The sequence below is a fragment of the Glycomyces artemisiae genome (assembly GCF_003002955.1).
Taxonomy (GTDB): domain Bacteria; phylum Actinomycetota; class Actinomycetes; order Mycobacteriales; family Micromonosporaceae; genus Glycomyces; species Glycomyces artemisiae.
This window is the reverse complement of sequence record NZ_PVTJ01000006.1, coordinates 289,334-308,968: the sequence shown is the minus strand read 5'-3', so window position 1 is coordinate 308,968 and position 19,635 is coordinate 289,334. Positions and strand designations below refer to the sequence as shown.

The 19,635-nt window shown below is 70.4% G+C and carries 14 protein-coding genes; 8 read left to right on the top strand and 6 right to left on the bottom strand.

Annotated features, from left to right (window positions below; genetic code table 11):
• Window positions 1-43: 43 nt before the first annotated feature.
• On the bottom strand, window positions 44-1,588 hold the full coding sequence (gene cysC / locus B0I28_RS17135) for an adenylyl-sulfate kinase (protein WP_106365047.1): 1,545 nt from the start codon (window positions 1,586-1,588) through the stop codon (window positions 44-46).
• A gap of 267 nt (window positions 1,589-1,855) precedes the next feature.
• Between cysC and ppc the strand changes: the two genes are divergently transcribed.
• A complete protein-coding gene (ppc, locus tag B0I28_RS17130; protein ID WP_106365046.1) occupies window positions 1,856-4,615 on the top strand; it encodes a phosphoenolpyruvate carboxylase in 2,760 nt (919 codons plus the stop codon).
• A 94-nt stretch (window positions 4,616-4,709) separates the two neighbouring features.
• A complete protein-coding gene (locus B0I28_RS17125; protein WP_106365045.1) occupies window positions 4,710-5,540 on the top strand; it encodes a TrmH family RNA methyltransferase in 831 nt (276 codons plus the stop codon).
• Here the strand turns inward: B0I28_RS17125 and B0I28_RS17120 are convergent.
• Complete coding sequence (locus B0I28_RS17120) at window positions 5,537-6,415, bottom strand: arylamine N-acetyltransferase family protein (RefSeq protein WP_245889015.1); 879 nt, start codon at window positions 6,413-6,415, stop codon at window positions 5,537-5,539. The two genes, B0I28_RS17125 and B0I28_RS17120, sit on opposite strands and share 4 nt — an antisense overlap.
• A gap of 201 nt (window positions 6,416-6,616) precedes the next feature.
• Between B0I28_RS17120 and B0I28_RS17115 the strand changes: the two genes are divergently transcribed.
• Window positions 6,617-7,444 carry a metal-dependent hydrolase gene (locus tag B0I28_RS17115; protein WP_219926817.1) on the top strand — a complete coding sequence of 276 codons (828 nt, stop codon included), beginning with the start codon at window positions 6,617-6,619 and terminating at the stop codon, window positions 7,442-7,444.
• 146 nt (window positions 7,445-7,590) lie between these two features.
• Window positions 7,591-11,211, top strand: a complete 3,621-nt coding sequence (mfd, locus tag B0I28_RS17110) for a transcription-repair coupling factor (protein ID WP_106365043.1) — start codon at window positions 7,591-7,593, stop codon at window positions 11,209-11,211.
• Window positions 11,212-11,222: 11 nt separating this feature from the next.
• Here the strand turns inward: mfd and B0I28_RS17105 are convergent, their stop codons facing one another.
• Window positions 11,223-11,945, bottom strand: a complete 723-nt coding sequence (locus tag B0I28_RS17105; protein WP_106365160.1) for an SDR family oxidoreductase — start codon at window positions 11,943-11,945, stop codon at window positions 11,223-11,225.
• A 117-nt stretch (window positions 11,946-12,062) separates the two neighbouring features.
• Here B0I28_RS17105 and B0I28_RS17100 point away from each other — a divergent pair, with 117 nt between their 5' ends.
• From B0I28_RS17100 to B0I28_RS17085, 4 genes are all read left to right on the top strand, one after another.
• Window positions 12,063-12,491: a hypothetical protein gene (locus tag B0I28_RS17100; RefSeq protein WP_106365042.1), complete on the top strand. Its 429-nt coding sequence runs from the start codon at window positions 12,063-12,065 to the stop codon at window positions 12,489-12,491.
• 65 nt (window positions 12,492-12,556) lie between these two features.
• Entirely contained in the window at window positions 12,557-13,135 is a 579-nt protein-coding gene (locus B0I28_RS17095) for a hypothetical protein (RefSeq protein ID WP_106365041.1), read from the top strand.
• 82 nt (window positions 13,136-13,217) lie between these two features.
• Window positions 13,218-14,408: an NAD(P)/FAD-dependent oxidoreductase gene (locus B0I28_RS17090; RefSeq protein WP_106365040.1), complete on the top strand. Its 1,191-nt coding sequence runs from the start codon at window positions 13,218-13,220 to the stop codon at window positions 14,406-14,408.
• Window positions 14,409-14,417: 9 nt separating this feature from the next.
• Window positions 14,418-15,353: a sigma-70 family RNA polymerase sigma factor gene (locus B0I28_RS17085; RefSeq protein ID WP_106365039.1), complete on the top strand. Its 936-nt coding sequence runs from the start codon at window positions 14,418-14,420 to the stop codon at window positions 15,351-15,353.
• 369 nt (window positions 15,354-15,722) lie between these two features.
• On the opposite strand, the gene B0I28_RS17080 is transcribed toward B0I28_RS17085, so the two are convergent.
• The 3 genes from B0I28_RS17080 to B0I28_RS17070 are packed head-to-tail and all read right to left on the bottom strand — an operon-like array spanning window position 15,723 to window position 19,578.
• Window positions 15,723-16,553 (bottom strand): hypothetical protein, encoded by an 831-nt coding sequence (locus B0I28_RS17080; protein ID WP_106365038.1) that lies wholly within the window; start codon window positions 16,551-16,553, stop codon window positions 15,723-15,725.
• A complete protein-coding gene (locus tag B0I28_RS17075) occupies window positions 16,550-18,577 on the bottom strand; it encodes an ATP-binding protein (protein WP_146148138.1) in 2,028 nt (675 codons plus the stop codon). Before B0I28_RS17075 ends, B0I28_RS17080 begins: the two co-directional genes overlap by 4 nt.
• Window positions 18,574-19,578 carry a nucleotidyl cyclase domain-containing protein gene (locus B0I28_RS17070; RefSeq protein WP_106365036.1) on the bottom strand — a complete coding sequence of 335 codons (1,005 nt, stop codon included), beginning with the start codon at window positions 19,576-19,578 and terminating at the stop codon, window positions 18,574-18,576. The genes B0I28_RS17075 and B0I28_RS17070 overlap by 4 nt, the downstream gene beginning before the upstream one ends.
• Between the last annotated feature and the right edge of the window lie 57 nt (window positions 19,579-19,635).

The window sequence follows — 19,635 nt, the reverse complement described above, 5'->3', positions numbered from 1 at the left end:
AGCGGAAAGGCCCGGGCTCCCACCCGGGCCCTTCCCATGCCCCCTAAGCGATCCGCAGCCCGATCGGCTCCAGCCAGCCGCCCTCGGACAGGTACTCCAGGACCTGCTCCACGCCCTCGCCGACGGTGATCTCGCTCGTGTCGATCTCCAGCTCCGCGTGCGGCGGCGGCTCGTACGGGTCCGACACGCCCGTGAACTCCGGGATCTGGCCCGCGCGCGCCTTCGCGTACAGGCCCTTGCGGTCCCGCGCCTCGCACACCTCGATCGGCGTCGAGACGTGCACGAGCACGAAGTCCGCGCCCGCCGCCTCGGCCATGCGCCGGGCCTCGGCCCGGTCCGCCTCGTACGGCGCGATCGGCGCGGCCATGCCGATGCCGCCGTGCCGCGCCACCTCGGCCGCGACGAACCCGATGCGGCGCACGTTCACCGACCGGTCCGCGCGCGTGAACCCGAGCCCCGACGACAGGAGCCGGCGCACCACGTCGCCGTCGAACAGCGACACCGTGCGCGTCCCGTCCTCCAGCAGCGCCTCGTGGACGCCCCGCGAGATCGTCGACTTCCCCGAGCCCGACAGGCCCGTGAAGAACAGCACCAGGCCGCGCTGGCGCCGCGGTGGGCGGGCCTTGCGCAGCTCCGCGGCCACGCTCGGCGGCGTGTGCCACTCCGGGAGCCCGAAGCCCCGGTCGAGCATGTCCGCGATCTCGGCCTCGCTCAGCGCGGTGCGCCGGAACGGCGGCTCGATGTCCTCGATCGGGCGCCACTGGCCGTCCCGCGTGTCGTACGCCAGCTCGCGCGGCACCATCGACCGCACGCCGTCGCCCCCGCCGAGCCCGTCGGGCCCGGTCATCAGGTGCGTCGCCCCGTACGCGGCCGCCACCTTCGCCGTCAGCAGGCCGTCGCGGAGCCGGTCGCCGCGCTTCGACAGCGGCACCGTCAGCACCGTCGCCGTCGGCAGCCGGTCCTTCGCGGCGAGCACCGACCGCACCAGCGCCGCCGTCGGCAGCCGCAGCTCCCGGCCGCCGTTCGTCTCGTCCCCGGTCGGGATCATCACCAGCACGTGCGCCGCGAGGTTGTGGGCCGCGCGCGCCAGCTGCGCGAGCTGCGGCCGGTGCAGCGGCCGGTCCGCCACCAGCGCCAGCACCCGCGGCTTCGTGTACGTCGTGCGCGCCTGCTCGGGCGTCGCCCGCAGGCCCGTGAACACCCCGTGCGCCGCGTCCGCGATCCGCCGCACCGGGCCGCCGACCCGCACCATGTCCGGCCCGAGCGCGTCCAGGCTGTGGCACTCGACCGCGGCGACCGGCGCCCCCTCCGGGTCGGTGATGCGAAGCACACGCCGCTTCGGGTCCGGGTTGTCGAGCAGCCGCGCGATGGCGACCGGCACGTCCAGGGTCACCGGCACCGGCCACGCCGTCCCGTCGGGCAGCATCCCCGTCGTGGTCACCGACCGCGCCTCGGCCTCGCCCATGAACCCGCGCAGCGGCGCGTACGCGCCGTACAGCAGCAGCTCCAGGTCGGCCAGCTCATGCGGGAGCGGGGTGTGGCTCGGCGCCTCGGCGAGGATCTCGTCGGGCAGTACCCAGTCAGACATCGGCGGTCGGGGTCCCTTCGCAGCGGAACGATCGGGGCGGCTTCGGTATCGGTCGAACCAGGGTATGCCACGGGTCCGTCACCCGCCTCACCCGCTGCGGCCGGGAACGCACCGCATCGTCCCGCATGGCGGACTGAGAAAGTGGCGCGGCCATTACCGGTAAGTTACGCTGACATCGCTCTCAGAGCACAGCAGTTCACCGCGGACAAGGACGTCGGCGCGAGCGGCCCCTCTTGGGTTTGCCCAGACCAGCAGTGGAGACCTCCCATGGACTACTACGACTCCTCCAGCGGCACCGACGACAAGCAGCTGCGCCGCGACATCCGGCGCCTCGGCAACCTCCTCGGCCAGGCGCTCGTCCGCCAGGAGGGCCCCCAGCTGCTCGAACTCGTCGAGGAGGTGCGCGGCCTCGTCCGCCACCAGCCCGAGAACGTGGCCTCCCGCCTCGCCAAGCTCGACGTCACCGAGGAGGTCGACCTCGCCCGCGCGTTCGCCACCTACTTCCACCTCGCGAACATCACCGAGCAGGTCCACCGCGCCCGCGACATGCGCCGCTCCCGCGCCGAGAACGGCGGCTGGCTCTCCCAGGCCCGCGCCGAGATCACCCTCGAAGACGTCCCCGCCGACCAGATCGCGGCCGCCGCCGAGCGCCTCGAAGTGCGCCCCGTCTTCACCGCCCACCCCACCGAGGCCGCCCGCCGCTCCATCCTCATCAAGCTGCGGAACATCGCCGACCTCCTCGACGCCGAGGCCGCCGAGCGCGCCGTCCTCGGCTCCGCCGACGTCGACGCCGTCAACTCCCGCCTCGCCGAGATCATCGACCTCCTCTGGCAGACCGACGAACTGCGCGTCGAGAAGCCCGAGCCCACCGACGAGGCCCGCAACGCGATCTACTACCTCACCGACCTCTACCGCGACGCCGCCGCCCGCGTCCTCACCGACCTCAACGCCACCCTCACCGACCTCGGCGGCTCCCCCCGCCCCGGCACCGCGCCCCTGCGCTTCGGCACCTGGATCGGCGGCGACCGCGACGGCAACCCCTTCGTCACCCCCGAGGTCACCAAGCAGGTCCTGCTCATGCAGCACGAGCACGGCATCGCCGCCGCCGAAGGCGCCGTCGCCGGGCTCATCAACGAACTCTCGGTATCCCAAGCGGTCCGGCCCGCCTCGCAGGAGCTCCTCGACTCCGTCAACGCCGACCTCGACCGGCTCGGCACCGCGATCCCCGGCCGCTACAAGCGCATCCACGCCGAAGAGCCCTACCGGCTCAAAGCCCGCGCCATCGAGGCGAAGCTCGCCAACACCCGCGCCCGCCACGCCGAGGGCCTGCCCCACCGCCCCGGCTTCGACTACGCCGACGGCCGCGAACTCCTCGCCGACCTCCAGGTCATGCGCGACTCCCTCGCCCGCCAGCGCGGCCAGCTCCCCGCCAAGGGCGTCCTCGACCGCGTCATCCGCACCGTCGCCGCGTTCGGCCTCCAGCTCGCCACCATGGACGTGCGCGAGCACTCCGAGGCCCACCACGCCGTCCTCGCCGAGCTGTACGACGCCACCGGCGAACTCGACAAGCCCTACGCCGACCTCACGCCCGAGGAGCGCAGCGACCTCCTCGCCCGCGAACTCTCCGGCCAGCGGCCCCTCGCGCCCGTGAACGTCGAGCTCACCGACGCCAACCGCAAGACCTTCGACGTCTTCCACGCCGTGCGCGACGCCCAGGAGCAGTTCGGCAAGGCCATCGTCGAGTCCTACATCATCTCGATGACCCACGACGCCGGCGACGTCCTCGCCCCCGCGATCCTCGCCCGCGACGCCGGGCTCATCGACGTCGCCCGCGGCCGCGCCGACGTCGGCTTCGTGCCCCTCCTCGAAGAGGTCGAGGAGCTCGCGGGCGCCGACGTCCTCCTCGACCGGCTCCTCAGCCTGCCCGCCTACCGCGCGATCGTCGCCGCCCGCGGCAACGTCCAGGAGGTCATGCTCGGCTACTCCGACTCCAACAAGGACGCCGGGATCACCGCCTCCCAGTGGAACATCCAGGCCGCCCAGCGCCAGCTGCGCGACGTCGCCCACAAGCACGGCGTGCGCCTGCGCCTGTTCCACGGCCGCGGCGGCACCATCGGCCGCGGCGGCGGCCCCACCCACGAGGCGATCCTCGCGCAGCCCTCGGGCACCCTCGACGGCGCCATCAAGATCACCGAGCAGGGCGAGGTCCTCTCCGACAAGTACACGCTCCCGGCGCTGGCCCGCGAGAACCTCGAACTGACCGTGGCCGCGTCGCTGAAGGCGACGCTGCTGCACACCGAGCCGCGCCACCAGCCCGAGGTGCTGGCCCGCTGGTTCGACGTCATGGACCAGACCTCCGAGGCGTCCAAGGCCGCCTACCGGGGCCTGACGGGCCGCGACGGCCTCGCCGAGTACTTCTGGGCCGTGAGCCCCACGGAGCTGCTGGGCGCGCTGAACATCGGCTCGCGCCCGTCGAAGCGCCCGAACACCGACGCGGGGCTCTCGGGCCTGCGCGCGATCCCGTGGGTGTTCGGCTGGACGCAGTCGCGGCAGATCGTCCCCGGCTGGTACGGCGTCGGCTCCGGCCTCGCCGCGGCCCGGGAGGCGGGCCTCGGCGGCGACATCGCCGAGATGTACGAGAAGTGGCACTTCTTCCGCAACTTCGTGTCGAACGTGGAGATGACGCTCGCGAAGACCGACCTGTCGATCGCGGGCCAGTACGTCTCGACGCTCGTGCCCGAGCGGCTGCGCCCGATCTTCGACGCCATCAAGGACGAGCACGCCGCCACGGTGCGCGAGGTCCTCGCGCTCACCGGCGGGGAGCGCCTCCTCGCCTCCAGCCCGCAGCTCGCCCGCACCCTGGAGGTGCGCGACCGCTACCTGGCGCCGCTGCACCACCTCCAGGTGTCGCTGCTCAAGCGCTACCGCTCCGAGGGCGGCGCCGACGGCGACGTGGACCCGCAGCTCAAGCGCGCGCTCCTGATCACCGTCAACGGCATCGCGGCGGGCCTGCGCAACACGGGCTGATCGCCTCCAGCGTCGCAAATCGACCATGGGACCGGGGCCCGGCCCCGGTCCCGTGCTAGTTTCGCGCTTCCACCCGATTCGAAGCGCGGAGACCATGGCGAGAAGCTTGCGAGTGAGCGTCCGGAACGCGAAGTTCCAGCAGTGGGAGACCCTGCTGCGCAACCGGACCAAGCGGCACCGGGCCGGGTCGTTCCTGGTCCAGGGGGTCCGGCCGATCACGCTGGCCGTCGAGCACGGCTGGACCGTGCAGGAGCTGCTGTACGACGCCGACCGGCCGCGCCTCTCGGCGTGGGCCGAAGGGCTCCTCGACGCCCCGCACACCGAGCGCGCCGCCGTCGCCGCCGACCTCATGGCCGAACTGGGGGACAAGGACGGCGAGGCGCCCGAACTCCTCGCGCAGGTCGCGATCCCCAAGCGCCGCCTCTCGCAGCTCGCCGTGCGCCCCGGCTGGCTCGGGCTCGTCATCGACCGGCCCGCCGGGCCCGGGAACGTCGGCTCGCTCATCCGCTCCGCCGACGCGTTCGGCGCCGACGCGGTCATCGTGACCGGACGCAACGCCGCCGACCCCTACGACCCCAAGGCCGTGCGCGCCTCCACCGGGTCCCTGTTCGCCGTCCCCGTCGTCAACGCCGCCTCCGCGCACGAGGTCGTCGAATGGGCCGCCAAGCAGGACCACAAGCCCGCGGTCGTCGGCACCGACGAGCACGGCGAGAAGGCCCTCTCGGACCACGACCTCACCGGCGCGGTGCTCCTGGTCGTCGGCAACGAGACCGAGGGCATGTCGAAGGCCTGGCACGACCTCGCCGACGCCGTCGCGCGCATCCCCATGTCCCCCAAGGCCGCGTCGTCGCTGAACGCCGCCAACGCGGGCACGGTCGCGCTCTACGAGACCGCCAGGCAGCGCGCCGAAGCCGAGGCGCGCTAGACCGCGCCTTCGAGCGCCTCGGCCGTCGCGTCCTCAGCGAGCTTCTGCTCGTGCTGGGCCGCGGCCTTCGCCCACAGCGCCGCGACCTCGTCGTCGGCGAGCGTCAGGTTGAACCGTCCTCTGAGGAGCGTCGCGAACGCGTCGGCGTCCTCCACGACCCGGACGGTCTTGAAGTCGGGCTGGCGCGGGTCGTACACGGTGAGGGTGCGGGCCCGCAGCACCCACATGTCGTCCTCGCGCGGGTTCTGCACCGTCAGGGTCTTCACGAACGGCGACTCCGGCGAGGTCGACAGCTCCCGGCACCGGTCCGCGAACTCCTCGGGTCGCCGTGCGGGGAGCCGGAAGTCGAACGTCAGGTTCGAGACGCGCGGGTCGATCGAGCAGCGCCACGTGTCGCCGCCGAGGCTCCACATGCCGAAGTTGAACGCCCCGACCCGGTAGCTGCCGTTGCGGATCGGCAGCGGGTCGCGGAAGCCCGTCCCGATCCCCGCGTCCGCCAGGTACTCCGTGCCGCCGTGCTTCCCGTCGAAGCGCACCACCAGCGGCATGTGGTTCCACCAGTTCTTGTCGCCCTCGGTCTCGCGGGCGACCCCGCCGAGGACGCGGCGCACGTCGAAGCCCATGGCCTCCAAGGCGAGCGCCAGGACCCCGTTGTGCTCGTAGCAGTAGCCGCCGCGCCCGCGCTCCACGAGCTTGCGGAACAGCGCGTCTGGGTCGAGGCTGATCGGGCGGCCCAGCTGGATGTCGAGGTTCTCGTACGGCATCGCGCCGACGTGGGCGCGGTGGACCCGCCTGAGCGCGTGCAGGGTCGGGCGACGCGGGGCCGTGACGCCCACGCGTTCGAGGTACGCGGCCAGCATCGCTGAGTCGAACACTCCTCGACCATAGCGCGAACGGCCACCGGCCGGGCCGATCGTGATAGGACCGGTATGCGAATCCTGTTGCGGCGTCCGGATACTCCTGGGACACCGGGATTGGTGCCGGTGTGGGATAGTGTCGCCAGCTTCTCGACTGCTCACCGCCGCCCTGAGAACACCGCCCTGCACAGCAATGCATTGCCCTGAAGGAGTCCCCCTATGGTCATGGGTCCGACCCACGCCATGTCCGGCGCCGCCTTGTGGCTCGCGGGATCGGCCGTCGCCGACATCGCGTTCGGCATCGACCAGTCCTCCGCGGAACTGGTCGTCGGCACGATCGTCGCCGCCGGCGCCGCGCTCTACCCCGACATCGACTGCGCCGGCAAGGTCACCGAGAACAAAGGCGGGTCCACTGTGGCCCGCTCGTTCGGCGTCGCCTCCCTGATGGTCGCCGAGGTCGTCGAACGGCTCTGCTACTGGTTCTACCTGCTCACCAAGTCCAAGAAGGACAAGCCCCGCAAGAACGGCCACCGCACGTTCACGCACACGTTCGTCCACGCCGCCCTCGTCGGCACCGGCACCGGCTACCTCGCGTACTGGTTCGGCAAGCCCGCGGTGGTCGCGATCCTGTTCGTCCTCACCGGTCTCGCCGTGCGCGGCCTGCTCGCCGAGACCGTCGAGAAGAAGGGGTGGATCGTCGTCACCGGCGTCTCCCTCGTCGCCGCCTACGGCATGTTCCGGCTCCTCCCCGAGGGCCGCGACTACTGGATCCTCGGCCTCGCCATGGGGATCGGCTGCTTCATCCACATCCTCGGCGACATGATCACCAAGATGGGCTCCCCCCTGTTCTTCCCCATCCCCATCCAGGGGCGCCGCTGGAAGGACGTCGGCCTGCCCAAGGCCATCGCGCTGCGCGCGGGCGGCAAGGAGGAGAACCGCATCCTCCTGCCGATCCTCACCGTCCTCGTCGTCATCGGCATGCTCTACAACCTGCCGGAGATCCAGGCGCTCATCTTCGACCAGGGCGGCCGCGGCGCCGCCAACTAGCGCTCGAATAATCACCGGCGCCCTGCGGGACGCCGCGAGGTAGACTCGACCGGTCGCCGGAACAGCCCCCCGTCAGGGCTGTCTCCGGCCATCCGTCGTGCCCGCGATCCGCCGGGCGGCACTCTTCTCGCACAGGGAGCCCGCGAATGTCCGAAGGCCAGCCGAAGCTCGCGAGCCTGCTCGACGCGGCCGCGCACGCCCCGAAGCTCGCGCGCCTCGCCGAACTGGCCTCCGGGTCCGACCGCCCGGTCGACGTCGTCGCCGTCCCCGGCGCGCGGCCCCTGGCCCTCGCCCAGGCCGCGCGGCACGCCGCCGGGCCGGTGCTCGCGATCACCGCGACCTCCCGCGAGGCCGAGGAGCTGGCCGAGTCCCTCGCGTCGTACCTCGCCGAGGACGACATCGCCTACTACCCGGCCTGGGAGACCCTCCCGCACGAGCGGCTCTCCCCGCGCTCCGACACCGTCGGCGCCCGCCTCGACCTGCTGCACCGCATCCACGCCGGGGACGTCCCGCGCGTCATCGTCACGCCCGTCCGCGGCGCCCTCCAGCCCCAGCTCAAGGGCCTCGGCTCGCGCGAGCCGGTGCACCTGCGCCGCGGCGACGAGACCGACCTCACCGACCTCGCCGCGCACCTGGTCGACCTCGCGTACGAGCGCGTCGACCTCGTTGAGAAGAGGGGCGAGTTCGCCGTCCGCGGCGGCATCCTCGACGTGTTCCCGCCGACCGCCCAGCACCCGCTGCGCCTGGAGTTCTTCGGCGACGAGGTCGACACCATCCGCGAGTTCTCCGTCGCCGACCAGCGCTCCCTCGACGCCGCCGCCGGGGACGAGCCCGCCGAGCTGCGCGCCGTCGCCTGCCGCGAACTGCTCCTCACCGACGAGGTCCGCGAGAAGGCCGCCGCGCTCGGCGAGACCTACCCCGGGCTCGCCGAGATGTGCGCGAAGCTCGCCCAGGGCATCCCCGTCGAAGGCATGGAGTCGCTCCTGCCCGCGCTCGCCGGGACCGGGAACCTGGAGCTGTTCCAAGAGGTCCTGCCGCGGGACGCGCTCGTCGTCGCCATCGAGCCCGAGCGCATCCGCACCCGCGCGCTCGACCTCGTCGCCACCTCGAACGAGTTCCTCGAAGCGTCCTGGGCCGCCGCCGCGGCCGGCGCCGAAGCGCCCGTGGATCTCGGGGCGGGCACGTTCCACGACCTCGCCGAGGCCCGCACGGCCGCGCTCGCGAAGGGCCAGCGCTGGTGGACGATCTCGCCGTTCGCCGTCGCCCCCGAGGACGCGATCGACGACGCCTCGGCCGCGGAGCTCGCCGCGATCACCGGCGAGCCGCTCTCCTACGGCACCGGCGTCGAGGACGACGGCGTCACCGTCGACCTCGGCTTCGCCGAATCCCCGCGCTACCACGGGAACACGGCCCAGCTCGTGGAGGATCTGCGCGCCTGGACCCGCGAGGGCCGCGCCGTCGCGGTCGTCTACCCGGCCCTCGGCGGCGCCGAGCGCGCCGCCGAGCAGCTGCGCGGCGAAGGCATCGGCGCGCACCTGGAGTCCGCGCCCGCGGACTTCGCGCGCGGCGAGGTCGTCGCGTGCGTCGGCACGCTCGCGCTCGGCTTCATCAGCGACCGGCTCGTCGCCGTCACGGCCGCGGACATCGCGGGCGGCAAGGCCCTCGCGGCGCAGCGGCCCCGCAAAGGCAAGGCCGCCAAGCGCAGGGGCGCGGTCAACCCGCTCGAACTCTCGCCCGGCGACTTCGTGGTCCACGACGCGCACGGCGTCGGCAAGTACGTGGAGATGGTGCGCCGCGCGATCGGCGGCGCCGAGCGCGAGTACCTCGTCATCGAGTACGCCGCGTCCAAGCGCGGCCAGCCCGGCGACCGCCTGTTCGTGCCGACCGACTCGCTCGACCAGCTCACCCGGTACGTCGGTGGCGAGCAGCCCACCGTCCACAAGCTCGGCGGCGCCGACTGGCAGAAGACGAAGCGCCGCGCCCGCAAGGCCGTGCGCGAGATCGCGGCCGAGCTGATCCAGCTCTACGCGGCCCGCCAAGCGGCCGAAGGGCACGCGTTCAGCCCGGACACGCCGTGGCAGCGCGAGCTCGAAGACGCGTTCCCGTACATCGAGACCCCCGACCAGCTCTCGGCGATCATCGACACGAAGGCCGACATGGAGGCCCGCGTCCCCATGGACCGGCTCGTCATGGGCGATGTCGGCTACGGCAAGACCGAGGTCGCAGTGCGCGCGGCGTTCAAGGCCGTGCAGGACGGCAAGCAGGTCGCGGTCCTCGTCCCGACCACACTCCTCGCCTCGCAGCACTACGGCACGTTCGTGGAGCGCATGGGCCAGTTCCCGGTGAAGATCAAGCAGCTGTCGCGGTTCCAGTCCGCGCGCGAAGCCGCCGAGATCCAGCGGGGCATCGCCGCGGGGGAGATCGACATCCTCGTGGGCACGCACCGGCTCCTCCAGGCCGAGACCCGCTTCAAGGACCTCGGGCTCATCATCGTCGACGAGGAGCAGCGGTTCGGCGTGGAGCACAAGGAGAAGCTCAAGGCCCTGCGCACCGCCGTCGACGTGCTCACCATGTCGGCGACGCCGATCCCCCGGACCCTGGAGATGGCCGTCACCGGCATCCGCGAGATGTCGCAGATCTCCACGCCCCCGGAGGAACGCCACCCGGTGCTCACGTATGTGGGCGCGTGGGAGGGCCGGCAGGTCGCCGCCGCGATCCGCCGCGAGCTGCTGCGCGACGGGCAGGCGTTCTACCTGCACAACCGGGTCGAGTCGATCGACCGGGCCGCGACGCGGTTGCGCGAGCTCATCCCCGAGGCCCGCATCGCGGTCGCCCACGGGAAGATGAGCGAGACGCAGCTGGAGCAGATCATGCAGGGCTTCTGGGAGGGCGAGTACGACGTGCTCGTCTCGACCACGATCATCGAGTCGGGCATCGACATCCCGAACGCGAACACCCTCATCGTCGAGCGCGCCGACCTCCTCGGCCTCTCGCAGCTGCACCAGATCCGCGGCCGCGTCGGGAGAAGCCGCGAGCGCGCGTACGCGTACTTCCTGTACCCGCCGGAGCAGCCGCTGTCGGAGACCGCGCACGAGCGGCTCGCCACGATCGCGCAGCACTCCGAACTCGGAGCGGGCATGTACGTCGCCATGAAGGACCTGGAGATCCGCGGCGCCGGGAACCTGCTGGGGGCCGAGCAGTCCGGGCACATCGCCGACGTCGGCTTCGACCTGTACCTGCGGATGGTCGGCGAGGCGGTGACCTCCTTCAAGGGCGGCGCCGAAGAGCCCCCGCCGCCCGTCAAGGTCGAGCTGCCGCTGGACGCGAACATCCCGTTCGACTACATCGAAGTGGAGCGGCTGCGCCTGGAGATGTACCGCAAGGTCTCCGAGGTCCGCGACGAGGCCGAGCTCGACGAGGTGCGCGAGGAGATGGAGGACCGGTACGGGCCCTCCCCCGAGCAGGTGCTCACCCTGTTCCACCTGGCGCGCTTCCGGCTCCTCGCCCGCCGCCACGGGCTCACCGACATCGCCTTGCAGGGCAAGAACCTCCGGTTCTCCACAGTGGATCTTCCGGATTCGAAGCAGCTGCGCCTGGGCCGCCACTACCCGGACGCGCACTACAAGGCCCCCGCGGGCCTCATCAGCGTCCCGCGGCCCACGACCTCCCGCGTCGGCGGCAAGCCCCTGGAGGGCCTCGCGCTCCTCCAGTGGTGCGCCGACCTCATCACCGACATCGTCCCGGAGGACGCACCCGTCCCGGCCTGACCCCTTGCGGGCTAGGCCTGCTCGAAGTAGAAGCTCTTGATGAAGCAGTCGCGGGGCTGCCCGATCGCGAACCGGACGCAGTCCACGAGCGACCGGGCGCCCAGCGCGTCGCCCGTCCCGCGCTCCTCGTCCCACGCCGGGCCGAGCGGGTCGGCGTCGTCGAAGTCCGGCGGGTACAGCGAGATCACGCGGACCCCGCTGGGCCGCAGGCGCTTCGACAGCACCTCCGTGAACCCGGCCTGCGCGGCCTTCGCCGCGTAGAACGCCTCGTGCGCGGCCGACCGGTGGTTCCCGTACTCGCCGCACCCCGACACCATCGTCACGATGTCGGGCCGCGGACTGCGCAGCAGCAGCGGCAGCACCGCCTTCGTCACCAGCACCGTCCCGGCCGCCCCCGCGGCGATCACCTCCGCGACCTGCTCGTCCGTCGCCTCGGTGAACCCGCCCGCGTCCAGGTACGGCGCACCGTTGTTCACGAGCACGTCCACCGCGTCGCTCGTCTCTGCGAGCGCTTCGGCGAACTCCCGCACCGACACCGAGTCCGCGAGGTCGCATTCGAACGCATGCGCCCGCCCGCCGACGTGCCGCACCTGCTGCGCCGTCTCCTCGGCCGCGTCGAACCGCCGCGCCGACACGAACACCTCCGCACCCTCGCGCCCCAGCGACACCGCCAGCGCCCGCCCGAACCCGCGCCCGCCGCCGGTGACGACCACCCGCAGCCCTGAGAACCCCATCGCGACCTCCGCATCCGTCTCCACCTCAGTGTCCTCACCCCCGCGGACGCGTCAAGTCCTCGGACCCGGTCCCGGGACCCCTGTACGCGCCCGCGCCCCGTGCCGCACAATGAGCCCATGGGCGCGGACTCCACGAGCACGCCGGCCGCGAGGCCGCTCACGGTGCGGCTGCTCATGGGCCTGCTCGTGCTCGGCTGGATCGACTTCATGGCCGTGCTCGTCCCCGAGTACTTCGCGTGCGGCCCGCACGACGCGCAGTGCGGGCGCATGGGGTACACGAGCCCGGCGTTCCTCACGGCGGCCGTCGTCGCCGCCTCGGGACTCCTGGTGTACGCCTTCGGGATCTGGCACCGCCGCGCCTGGGCCTGGTTCCTCGCGGTCGTCACCACCGGAGTGCCCGCGATGGTCCTCCTCGCCGACCCCGACTCGTGGCTCGCGGCCCCGCCGCTCGAAAAGCTCGCGGGCGTCCTCGACCTCGCCTGCCTCGGTGCGCTCGTCTCGCCCCCCGTGTGGCGCTGGGCCGGGCCGCGGGCCCGCGGCGACTGAAAACCGGTTCCCCACCAGCGGCTCCGCGGACGTACCCTGGAGTCAGCCCAGTGTTTGGAGCTCCCGTGAACAGCCCCGTCGCTTCCGGCCCCGCACCGCTGTACGACAAGCCGCATTCGGTCGACCTCGCCCAGGTCATGATGGTGTTCCAGTACTTCATGCTGGTCAGCGTCAGCCTCGGGCTCGGGCCGCGCCTGCTGCGCTGGGTCGAGTCCCGCACCGCCGACGTCCCCGGCGTCTCCGAACTCGAACAGGCCCTGCCCGTCGGCACGTCCTTCCCCATCGCGATCGTCCTGCCGCTCATCGCGCTCCTGACGATCCCTTACGCGGCCATCGTGTTCCAGCTCGGCCGCGGCCGCCGCTGGGCCCGCACGTTCGCGGTCGTCTTCGCAATCACGAACACCGCGATCGGCATCATCGGGGTCTCGCGGACCTACGGCGACATCACCGCGCTCGTCATCGCCCCGATCTGGATCGCCATGGGGCTGAGCATCCTCGGCGGCCTCGCCTCCCGCACCGGCCGCCAGTGGTTCCGCCAGGACGGCTGGGCGCCCTGGTACGCCCGGTACGAGATGGACCAGCTCGAACACCGCCGCTCGGGGCGCCGCAGCGTGCCCGCGGGCGACGAGGACAGCGCCGACTGAGACGCATCGCACAACTACTTCCTGTCATGGATTCCGGCGCCGCCCCGTTCAGAGTCCGAGCCAGCCAGACAGGAGTGAGACCATGAACCCGAAGCACCGCATCACCGTCCTCGGCGCCGGATACGCCGGAGCGTGGACCGCGGGCAACCTCGCCCGCCGCCTGCACCACGACGACGTCGAGATCACCGTCGTCAACGCCGCGACCCTCTTCGTCGAGCGCCTGCGCCTCCACGAACTCGCCGCCGGGCACCCGATGCCCGAGCACGAACTCGCCGAGGTCTTCGCGGGCACCGGCATCCGGCTGCGGATCGCCCGCGTCACCGCCGTCGACGCCGACGCCCGGACGGTCACCCTCGAAGACGAGCGCGGCACCGAGCGGCTCGAATACGACACGCTCGTCTACGCCCTCGGCAGCACCGCCGCCGTCGACGGCACGCCCGGCGCCGAGGAGCACGGCCACCACGTCGCCTCCCGGCCCGCCGCGCTGAAACTCAGGGCCCGCCTCGACGAACTCGACGGCGAGGGCCGCGTCCTCGTCGTCGGCGGCAACCTCACCGCGATCGAGGCCGCCACCGAGATCGCCGAGGCCCGGCCCGGCCTCCGCGTCGCCGTGGCGACCAGGGGCGAACTCGGCGGCTGGCTCGGCCCCAAGGCCCGCCGCCACCTGCTGAAGGCCTTCGACCGCTTCGGCATCGAGATCCACGAGCACACCCGCATCGCCGAGGTCACCGCCGCGGGCGCCCTCACCGGCCACGGCCGCCTCCTCGCCGCCGACGCCACCGTCTGGGCCGCCGGGTTCGCGGTCCACCCCATCGCCGCCGCCAGCGGCCTGGCGGTGCGGCCGGACGGCCGGATCACCGTGGACCGCCAGATGCGCTCGGTCTCCCACCCCGACGTCTACGCCGTCGGCGACGCCGTCTTCACCATCGGCGACAACGGCCTCCCGCTCCAGATGTCCTGCGCCTCCGCCGGATTCACCGGAAAGCAGGCCCTCCAGGCGATCATCGGCGACCTCACCGGCACCGAGATCAGCCAGACCTCGCTCGCCTACTACGGCAACCACATCAGCCTCGGCCGCAACGACGCGATCCTCCAGATCGTCAACGGCGCCCGCACCACCTGGGCGCTGACCCGCGGCCCCGCGAACGCGTACAAGAAATTCGTCGTCAAAGGCAGTATGTGGGGAACCCTGCACCCGACCTTCACCCTGCCGGTCCGCAGGCACCGGACCGCCGCCGCGGCCGCGCGGACCGCCCCGTCGGTCCCCGCATAGGGTCGTCCGATGGACTCCGCCGCCACGGCGCGCTTCGAGGCCCTCCGCTCCAGGATGGCCTCGTTGGCGTACCGCCTGCTCGGCTCGGCCGCCGACGCCGAGGACGTCGTCCAGGACGCGTTCCTGCGCTGGCAGGCCGCCGACCGCGACTACGTCGAGGTCCCGGAGGCGTGGCTGACCAAGGTCGTCGCCAACCTCGCGCTCGACCGGCTCCGCTCCGCCTACGCCCGCCGCGAACGCACCGTCGGCTCCTGGCTGCCCGAACCCCTCCTGGAAGGCGATCCGATGCTAGGGCCACTGGACACAGTGGAGCAACGAGAATCAGTGACCATCGCGGTCCTCCTCCTGCTGGAGAGGGTCCCACCGGTCGAACGGGCCGTCTACGTCCTGCGGGAAGCCTTCTCCCACTCCCACAAGGAGATAGCGCAGATCCTCGACATCACCGAGTCCGCGAGCCAGCAGCACGCCCTGCGCGCCCGCCGCCGTGTGCGCGCCGCACCCCGCGCCGAAGTCGACCGCGCCGCCGCCCGCGAGATCGTCGAGGCCTTCGTCTCCGCCGCGGCCTCCGGCCGCACCGACCGCCTCGTCGCCCTCCTCACCGCCGACGCCACCGGCCTCTCCGACGGCGCCGGCCTCTCCGCGACCCTCATGTCCCTCACCGGCGCCGAGAACCTCGCCCGCGTCATCCGCGGCGGCTTCAAACCCACCCCCGCCAAACGCCGCCTCGCCGGAGGCGCCCCCGCCTTCCATGCCGCCATCGTCAACACCAACCCCGCCGTCATCGCCACCGTCGACGACCGCGTCATCGGCGCCGTCATCCTCACCACCACCCACGGCCTCATCACCACAGCCACCTCAATAGCCGCCCCCACCCGCCTCCACCGCCTCACCAGAACCTGGCGGACCACCCCGCAAGAAGCACCCCCGCTCATCGCGAAGTGGTAACGCCGAACCCGAACAGCTCCGTGGGCCGGCCAATCAGGCCAAAGCGATCGGCCGTCGCATGCCGTGCTGCATACGATGACGCGTTGTTCCATGAGAACAGGACCGCTCCTACCGACCGGCTTGATGATCGACGAATGGGACCGTGTTCGGACGGTGATCCTGGACCATGCGATCCAGACCAACGAGGCTGCCCGCTGCGCGACGCTGCTGCTGTTCCTAGCAGCGATCGAGGGCCCGGTTAGCTGGTGGCTTCGTCCTCGCTATCGACGGTCAGCCCGTCACTCTGACCTCGCCCCACGGTCGCCCCTGCGCAGCATCCTCCGCCGCGAGGTCGAAGCGGCGGTCTGGAACCATCCATTCGGTGAGCCGTCACCAGTTGGCATCGGCCGCCGACGTCGGCTGCTCCCGATATGGAATGAGATCTGCCGCTTTCCTGGCGAGCTCGGCCTGGCCGTACTCCGCATAGATCCCTGAGAGCATTGTGCCCACAGTGGATCGAGCATCCTCTGCCGACGAAGCAAGGAACCATACGAGGTCTTGGCCGATTTTGAGATTTTCGGGATCGTGCTCGGGGTTGAGCTGTCGTTCCACCCTGTAAATGAGATCGGCTTTCTCCGGAAGCTGCTCTATCTCATCCTGATGGCGAGCGAGCCACCACATCGTTGCTCCACGGTGATCCTCGAACACCTTGCCGAGGAACTCGATCCGTCGGCGCAACCGCTCATTCTCAAGCTCTTCGCGGTAGCCCTCATGGATGATGTCCATCTCGGCCTCGTCGACCTGGACTCCGAGGCACTCGCCCCAGACGGCGAACCGGCCGTTGACGTTCAGGGGAGAGCGAAGCGCTCGGGTCAGCTCGTACTTGAGCTGGTCCTTGCGGGTCAGCGGGAACTGTGAGGAAAGCTCCTTCAGCGTCTCATAGAGGGCAGCCTCGACACTTCCAGGACGGGGCCTGACCCCTCTCGGAGTCCGCGAGGTCTCGGCATATCGGTACTCGATATCGCAGGAGAACTGAAAATGTAGATGAGAACTGGGAAGATGCAACGTCGCAATCTGCGTCATCGGTGCTTGGGATTGGACCTGCTGGCCGGGATCCTCGATCTCGACAGGTCCGCCGCGCCGACGGAGGAGCTGCCATCCGCCGAACGCCGCGGCACCGGCCAGTAGGAGCAGGATCAGCAGGAAACCTGAAAAGGTCATCGAAGGTGCACCTCGATTTCAAAGAGTCGTTTCATGAGCAGCGCGGACAACCGCGATTCGAGGGGGAGGGCACCGATGGCGGGGGCGGAGAGCAGGGACGCCGCTCGGGAGAGCCTTCCGAGACGCCGGTACTGCCCCGGTACCGCGTTCGCAGGCATCAGCGCCATCGCCTCGCCGTTGAACGGCCCGATCCTGGCGGCGGCCGCGAGCCACGTCTTCAGGACCCGGGCGATGAGCGGAGGGGAGTCCTGATCCAAGATCTGAGCCCAGAACGCAGCGATATGGCCGGACCGGTCCCCAACAAGTTCTTCAGGTCCGCTTTGCAAGCGCCGCAGCATGTCGTGGTCCGCGAACGCCTCGTAGAAAATGCCCGGGACTGCTTCGCAGAGGAAACTAGAGGGCTGCATGCAGATTGCGAGATACCCGAGGAAGTCGACGGGAGACAAGTGGTTTGGAGCCTGCTGGACGATCACCTTCCGCGCGGCCATGCGAACTTCGCTGTGAGGAGAATCGGCCAGGTGCCGTATCCGCGTCAACGCCGAGTCGGTGTCCGACGCCAGATATCGCTCATCTCCGCACGCGGCTACGACGGCCAGTTGCACAGGTGCGGAAGCGCTTCGGCTCCAGATGTAGAGCCTCCGCTTAACGCCCGGCCCGATGTCTGAATTGAGGACACCTGCGACGAGGAGTTCGACGGCGAGCCCCCGGATCTCGGACATGATACTCTCCGCCATCGCATGGGCCCGGTCCAGCAGGAACGCCGGATTCCGGTCATTCTTGGCGAGTTGATAAACCCGGTTGGGCAGCATTCCGAACCTCGCAGCCCGCCATTCGCCCGGTCTTGCCAGGAGACGGTCGAGCCAGGACGCCAGAGGACCACGCCACTGCGGATACTCCTCCCAGACGTACGGAAGCACCGAATCTCCCAAGTGCACGTCGATGAAGCGCGAGTCAGTCAGCCGGAACACCTCGCCGATGGCCCTGATCCGCTGCGTGAGCCCCTGGTCGTCCATCGGATCGATAGCCCAACCGGTGCCGCGGACCTCTGCTGCAAGACCGTCCGCCGCACCGATCAGAGTCTCCGCGGGCGAGGTCTCCAGGGCTGCGGCCGCAACCAGTATTGCGCGGCCGTCGGCGTCGAGGCGATTGCCCGTCATCTCCTGGAGGATCCGGGGCCGTTTTCCGAGCGCGTGGTCGATCAGTTCACCGAACTGTTCCGGCGTCAGGTCGCGCTGCGCTTCGTTGAGGATCTCTGCGATCTGACGGGCCCGAGGAGGCCAAGCTGTCCGGAGCGGTTTGCGGAAGTACTCCTCTGAAGCCCGAACCGCGACGAACGCCGCTTCGCCGGCCTTGTAATAGTGCTCGAACACTCGGTCGGGCGTCAGACATCTAAGCGTGAAGATCGACCCCTCACAATCCCCCTCCAGCTCAACGCCGAAGCGCTCCTCGACGGCGATCACGAGGTAGCGCTCATGTCGATCGAGAAGCTGCTTGATTCGCGGGACGAGCTTCGAGACCTCGGTCTCAAACTCCGTATTCCGTGACATGTCCAGGACGAAGACCACTGGTCCGCCCTTGCGGTCCATGTCTCGGTGGAGTTCTTCACTATTCGTCGAGGTGAGGGCCTGAACTCTGACGTTCAACCGCTGAGCGAGCACTCGGGCCCGAAGCCACACTGCAGTCGTCAGACCTGTACGGCGGGCGCCCGACAGCACCAGAAGCCGCGTGTCAGTGAGTGCCTGCAAATGCAGGTCGCGGTCGGGAGGCGACAAGACGTCGTTCAGATCCTCTTCTGAGAACCCGCTACCGGCGTCCTCTTCGATACTGGATTTGAGGGCGTCTTCGGCCAAGACAGCGTCGATGCGGACGTGCATGTCGCGGTTTGCGTGCAGATAGTCGCCTTGGATGTTGGCGCCGATCCACTCGCCACCGGCCGAGCCGGGTTGTGAGCTCCGTGTCCTCGGCTTCGGCCATGCGGAGGGGAGTCGATAGAACTCCGGCGGTCGTCCCTTGGCGTCGTTCACGGACGGTCGTCCCGCTCCCAGAACGGCCGGTGGCGCTCCTCGTCGTCCGAACGCGTCGACTTGTCGATGTACGCGTCTCGCTCGGCGGTGAAGTTGTCTCCATTGATGTAGTTCGTGGTGTGCGATCGGTCCTGCCCGCGGTGGTCCTCGGAGTTGTCGACCTGGACGCGACCCCCAGAGACCACGCCGAACGCGCCCTTGCCCGAGACGTCACCTGTGCTGAGCGGGGCTGAAGGGCGGTCGGCCTCGTATCGGGGCCCGTCGGACGGCTTGTCGGCCCGGTGCCGAGCGCGGTACCGCTCCTCCAGCGGAGGTTGGTTGCGCATCTCGGCCTCGATGGAGTCCGTATCATCGAGATTAAGGAGACCCGCTGAAAGCAGTTTTCCTGACGGTGACGGGACATGCATGAACGCGGTGGCGTGATAGTGCTTCTCCTTGATGTCGATTTCCATCTTCACGAATTCACTCGCTCTGAGCCACAGCGGATTGCGATCGACAGTGGAGTCCATAACGGTCTGCGTCACCGCTACGACCAGGTAGGTGGCGTGGGGGTCCGACTGCTTGAGCAGCCTCCTCGTCGGTGCGGCATCGGCGATACGGCAGGCGTCGATGATGGTCCGACCCGGTGCGACGTCAATGCGGGGATCGTCGGTCTTTTCGACCGGTCCGACCGAGACGCCCATACGCATCCGAATGCAGAAGCCCTCACTTCGGTGCAGCTCGCGCAACTCGCCTTGGAGCGCCGACGGCACGCGGTCCGTGATTTTCCCGAGATCCGGCTGAGGGAAGCCGAGAACGAGCCCGTCTCCGCCGTTTTGCATGAAACGAGGGTTCTCATAGAGCTGCGACAGGTCGGCCCGATCGAAGGCACGGTGCACTGCATCGCGGAAATGCGTTGCGATTCTCGTGCCTTCAGCGTCGGTGAATCGGCTAAAGCCCTCGATATCGAGGGCGACGACGGTCAGGAACTCCTGCGCAGCCGGATACGGGGTGGAGGGCATGCGATTGACCTCTTCTTCTGCCTGTGAGTGGACAGCTTTGATACTGAGTCAGATCGC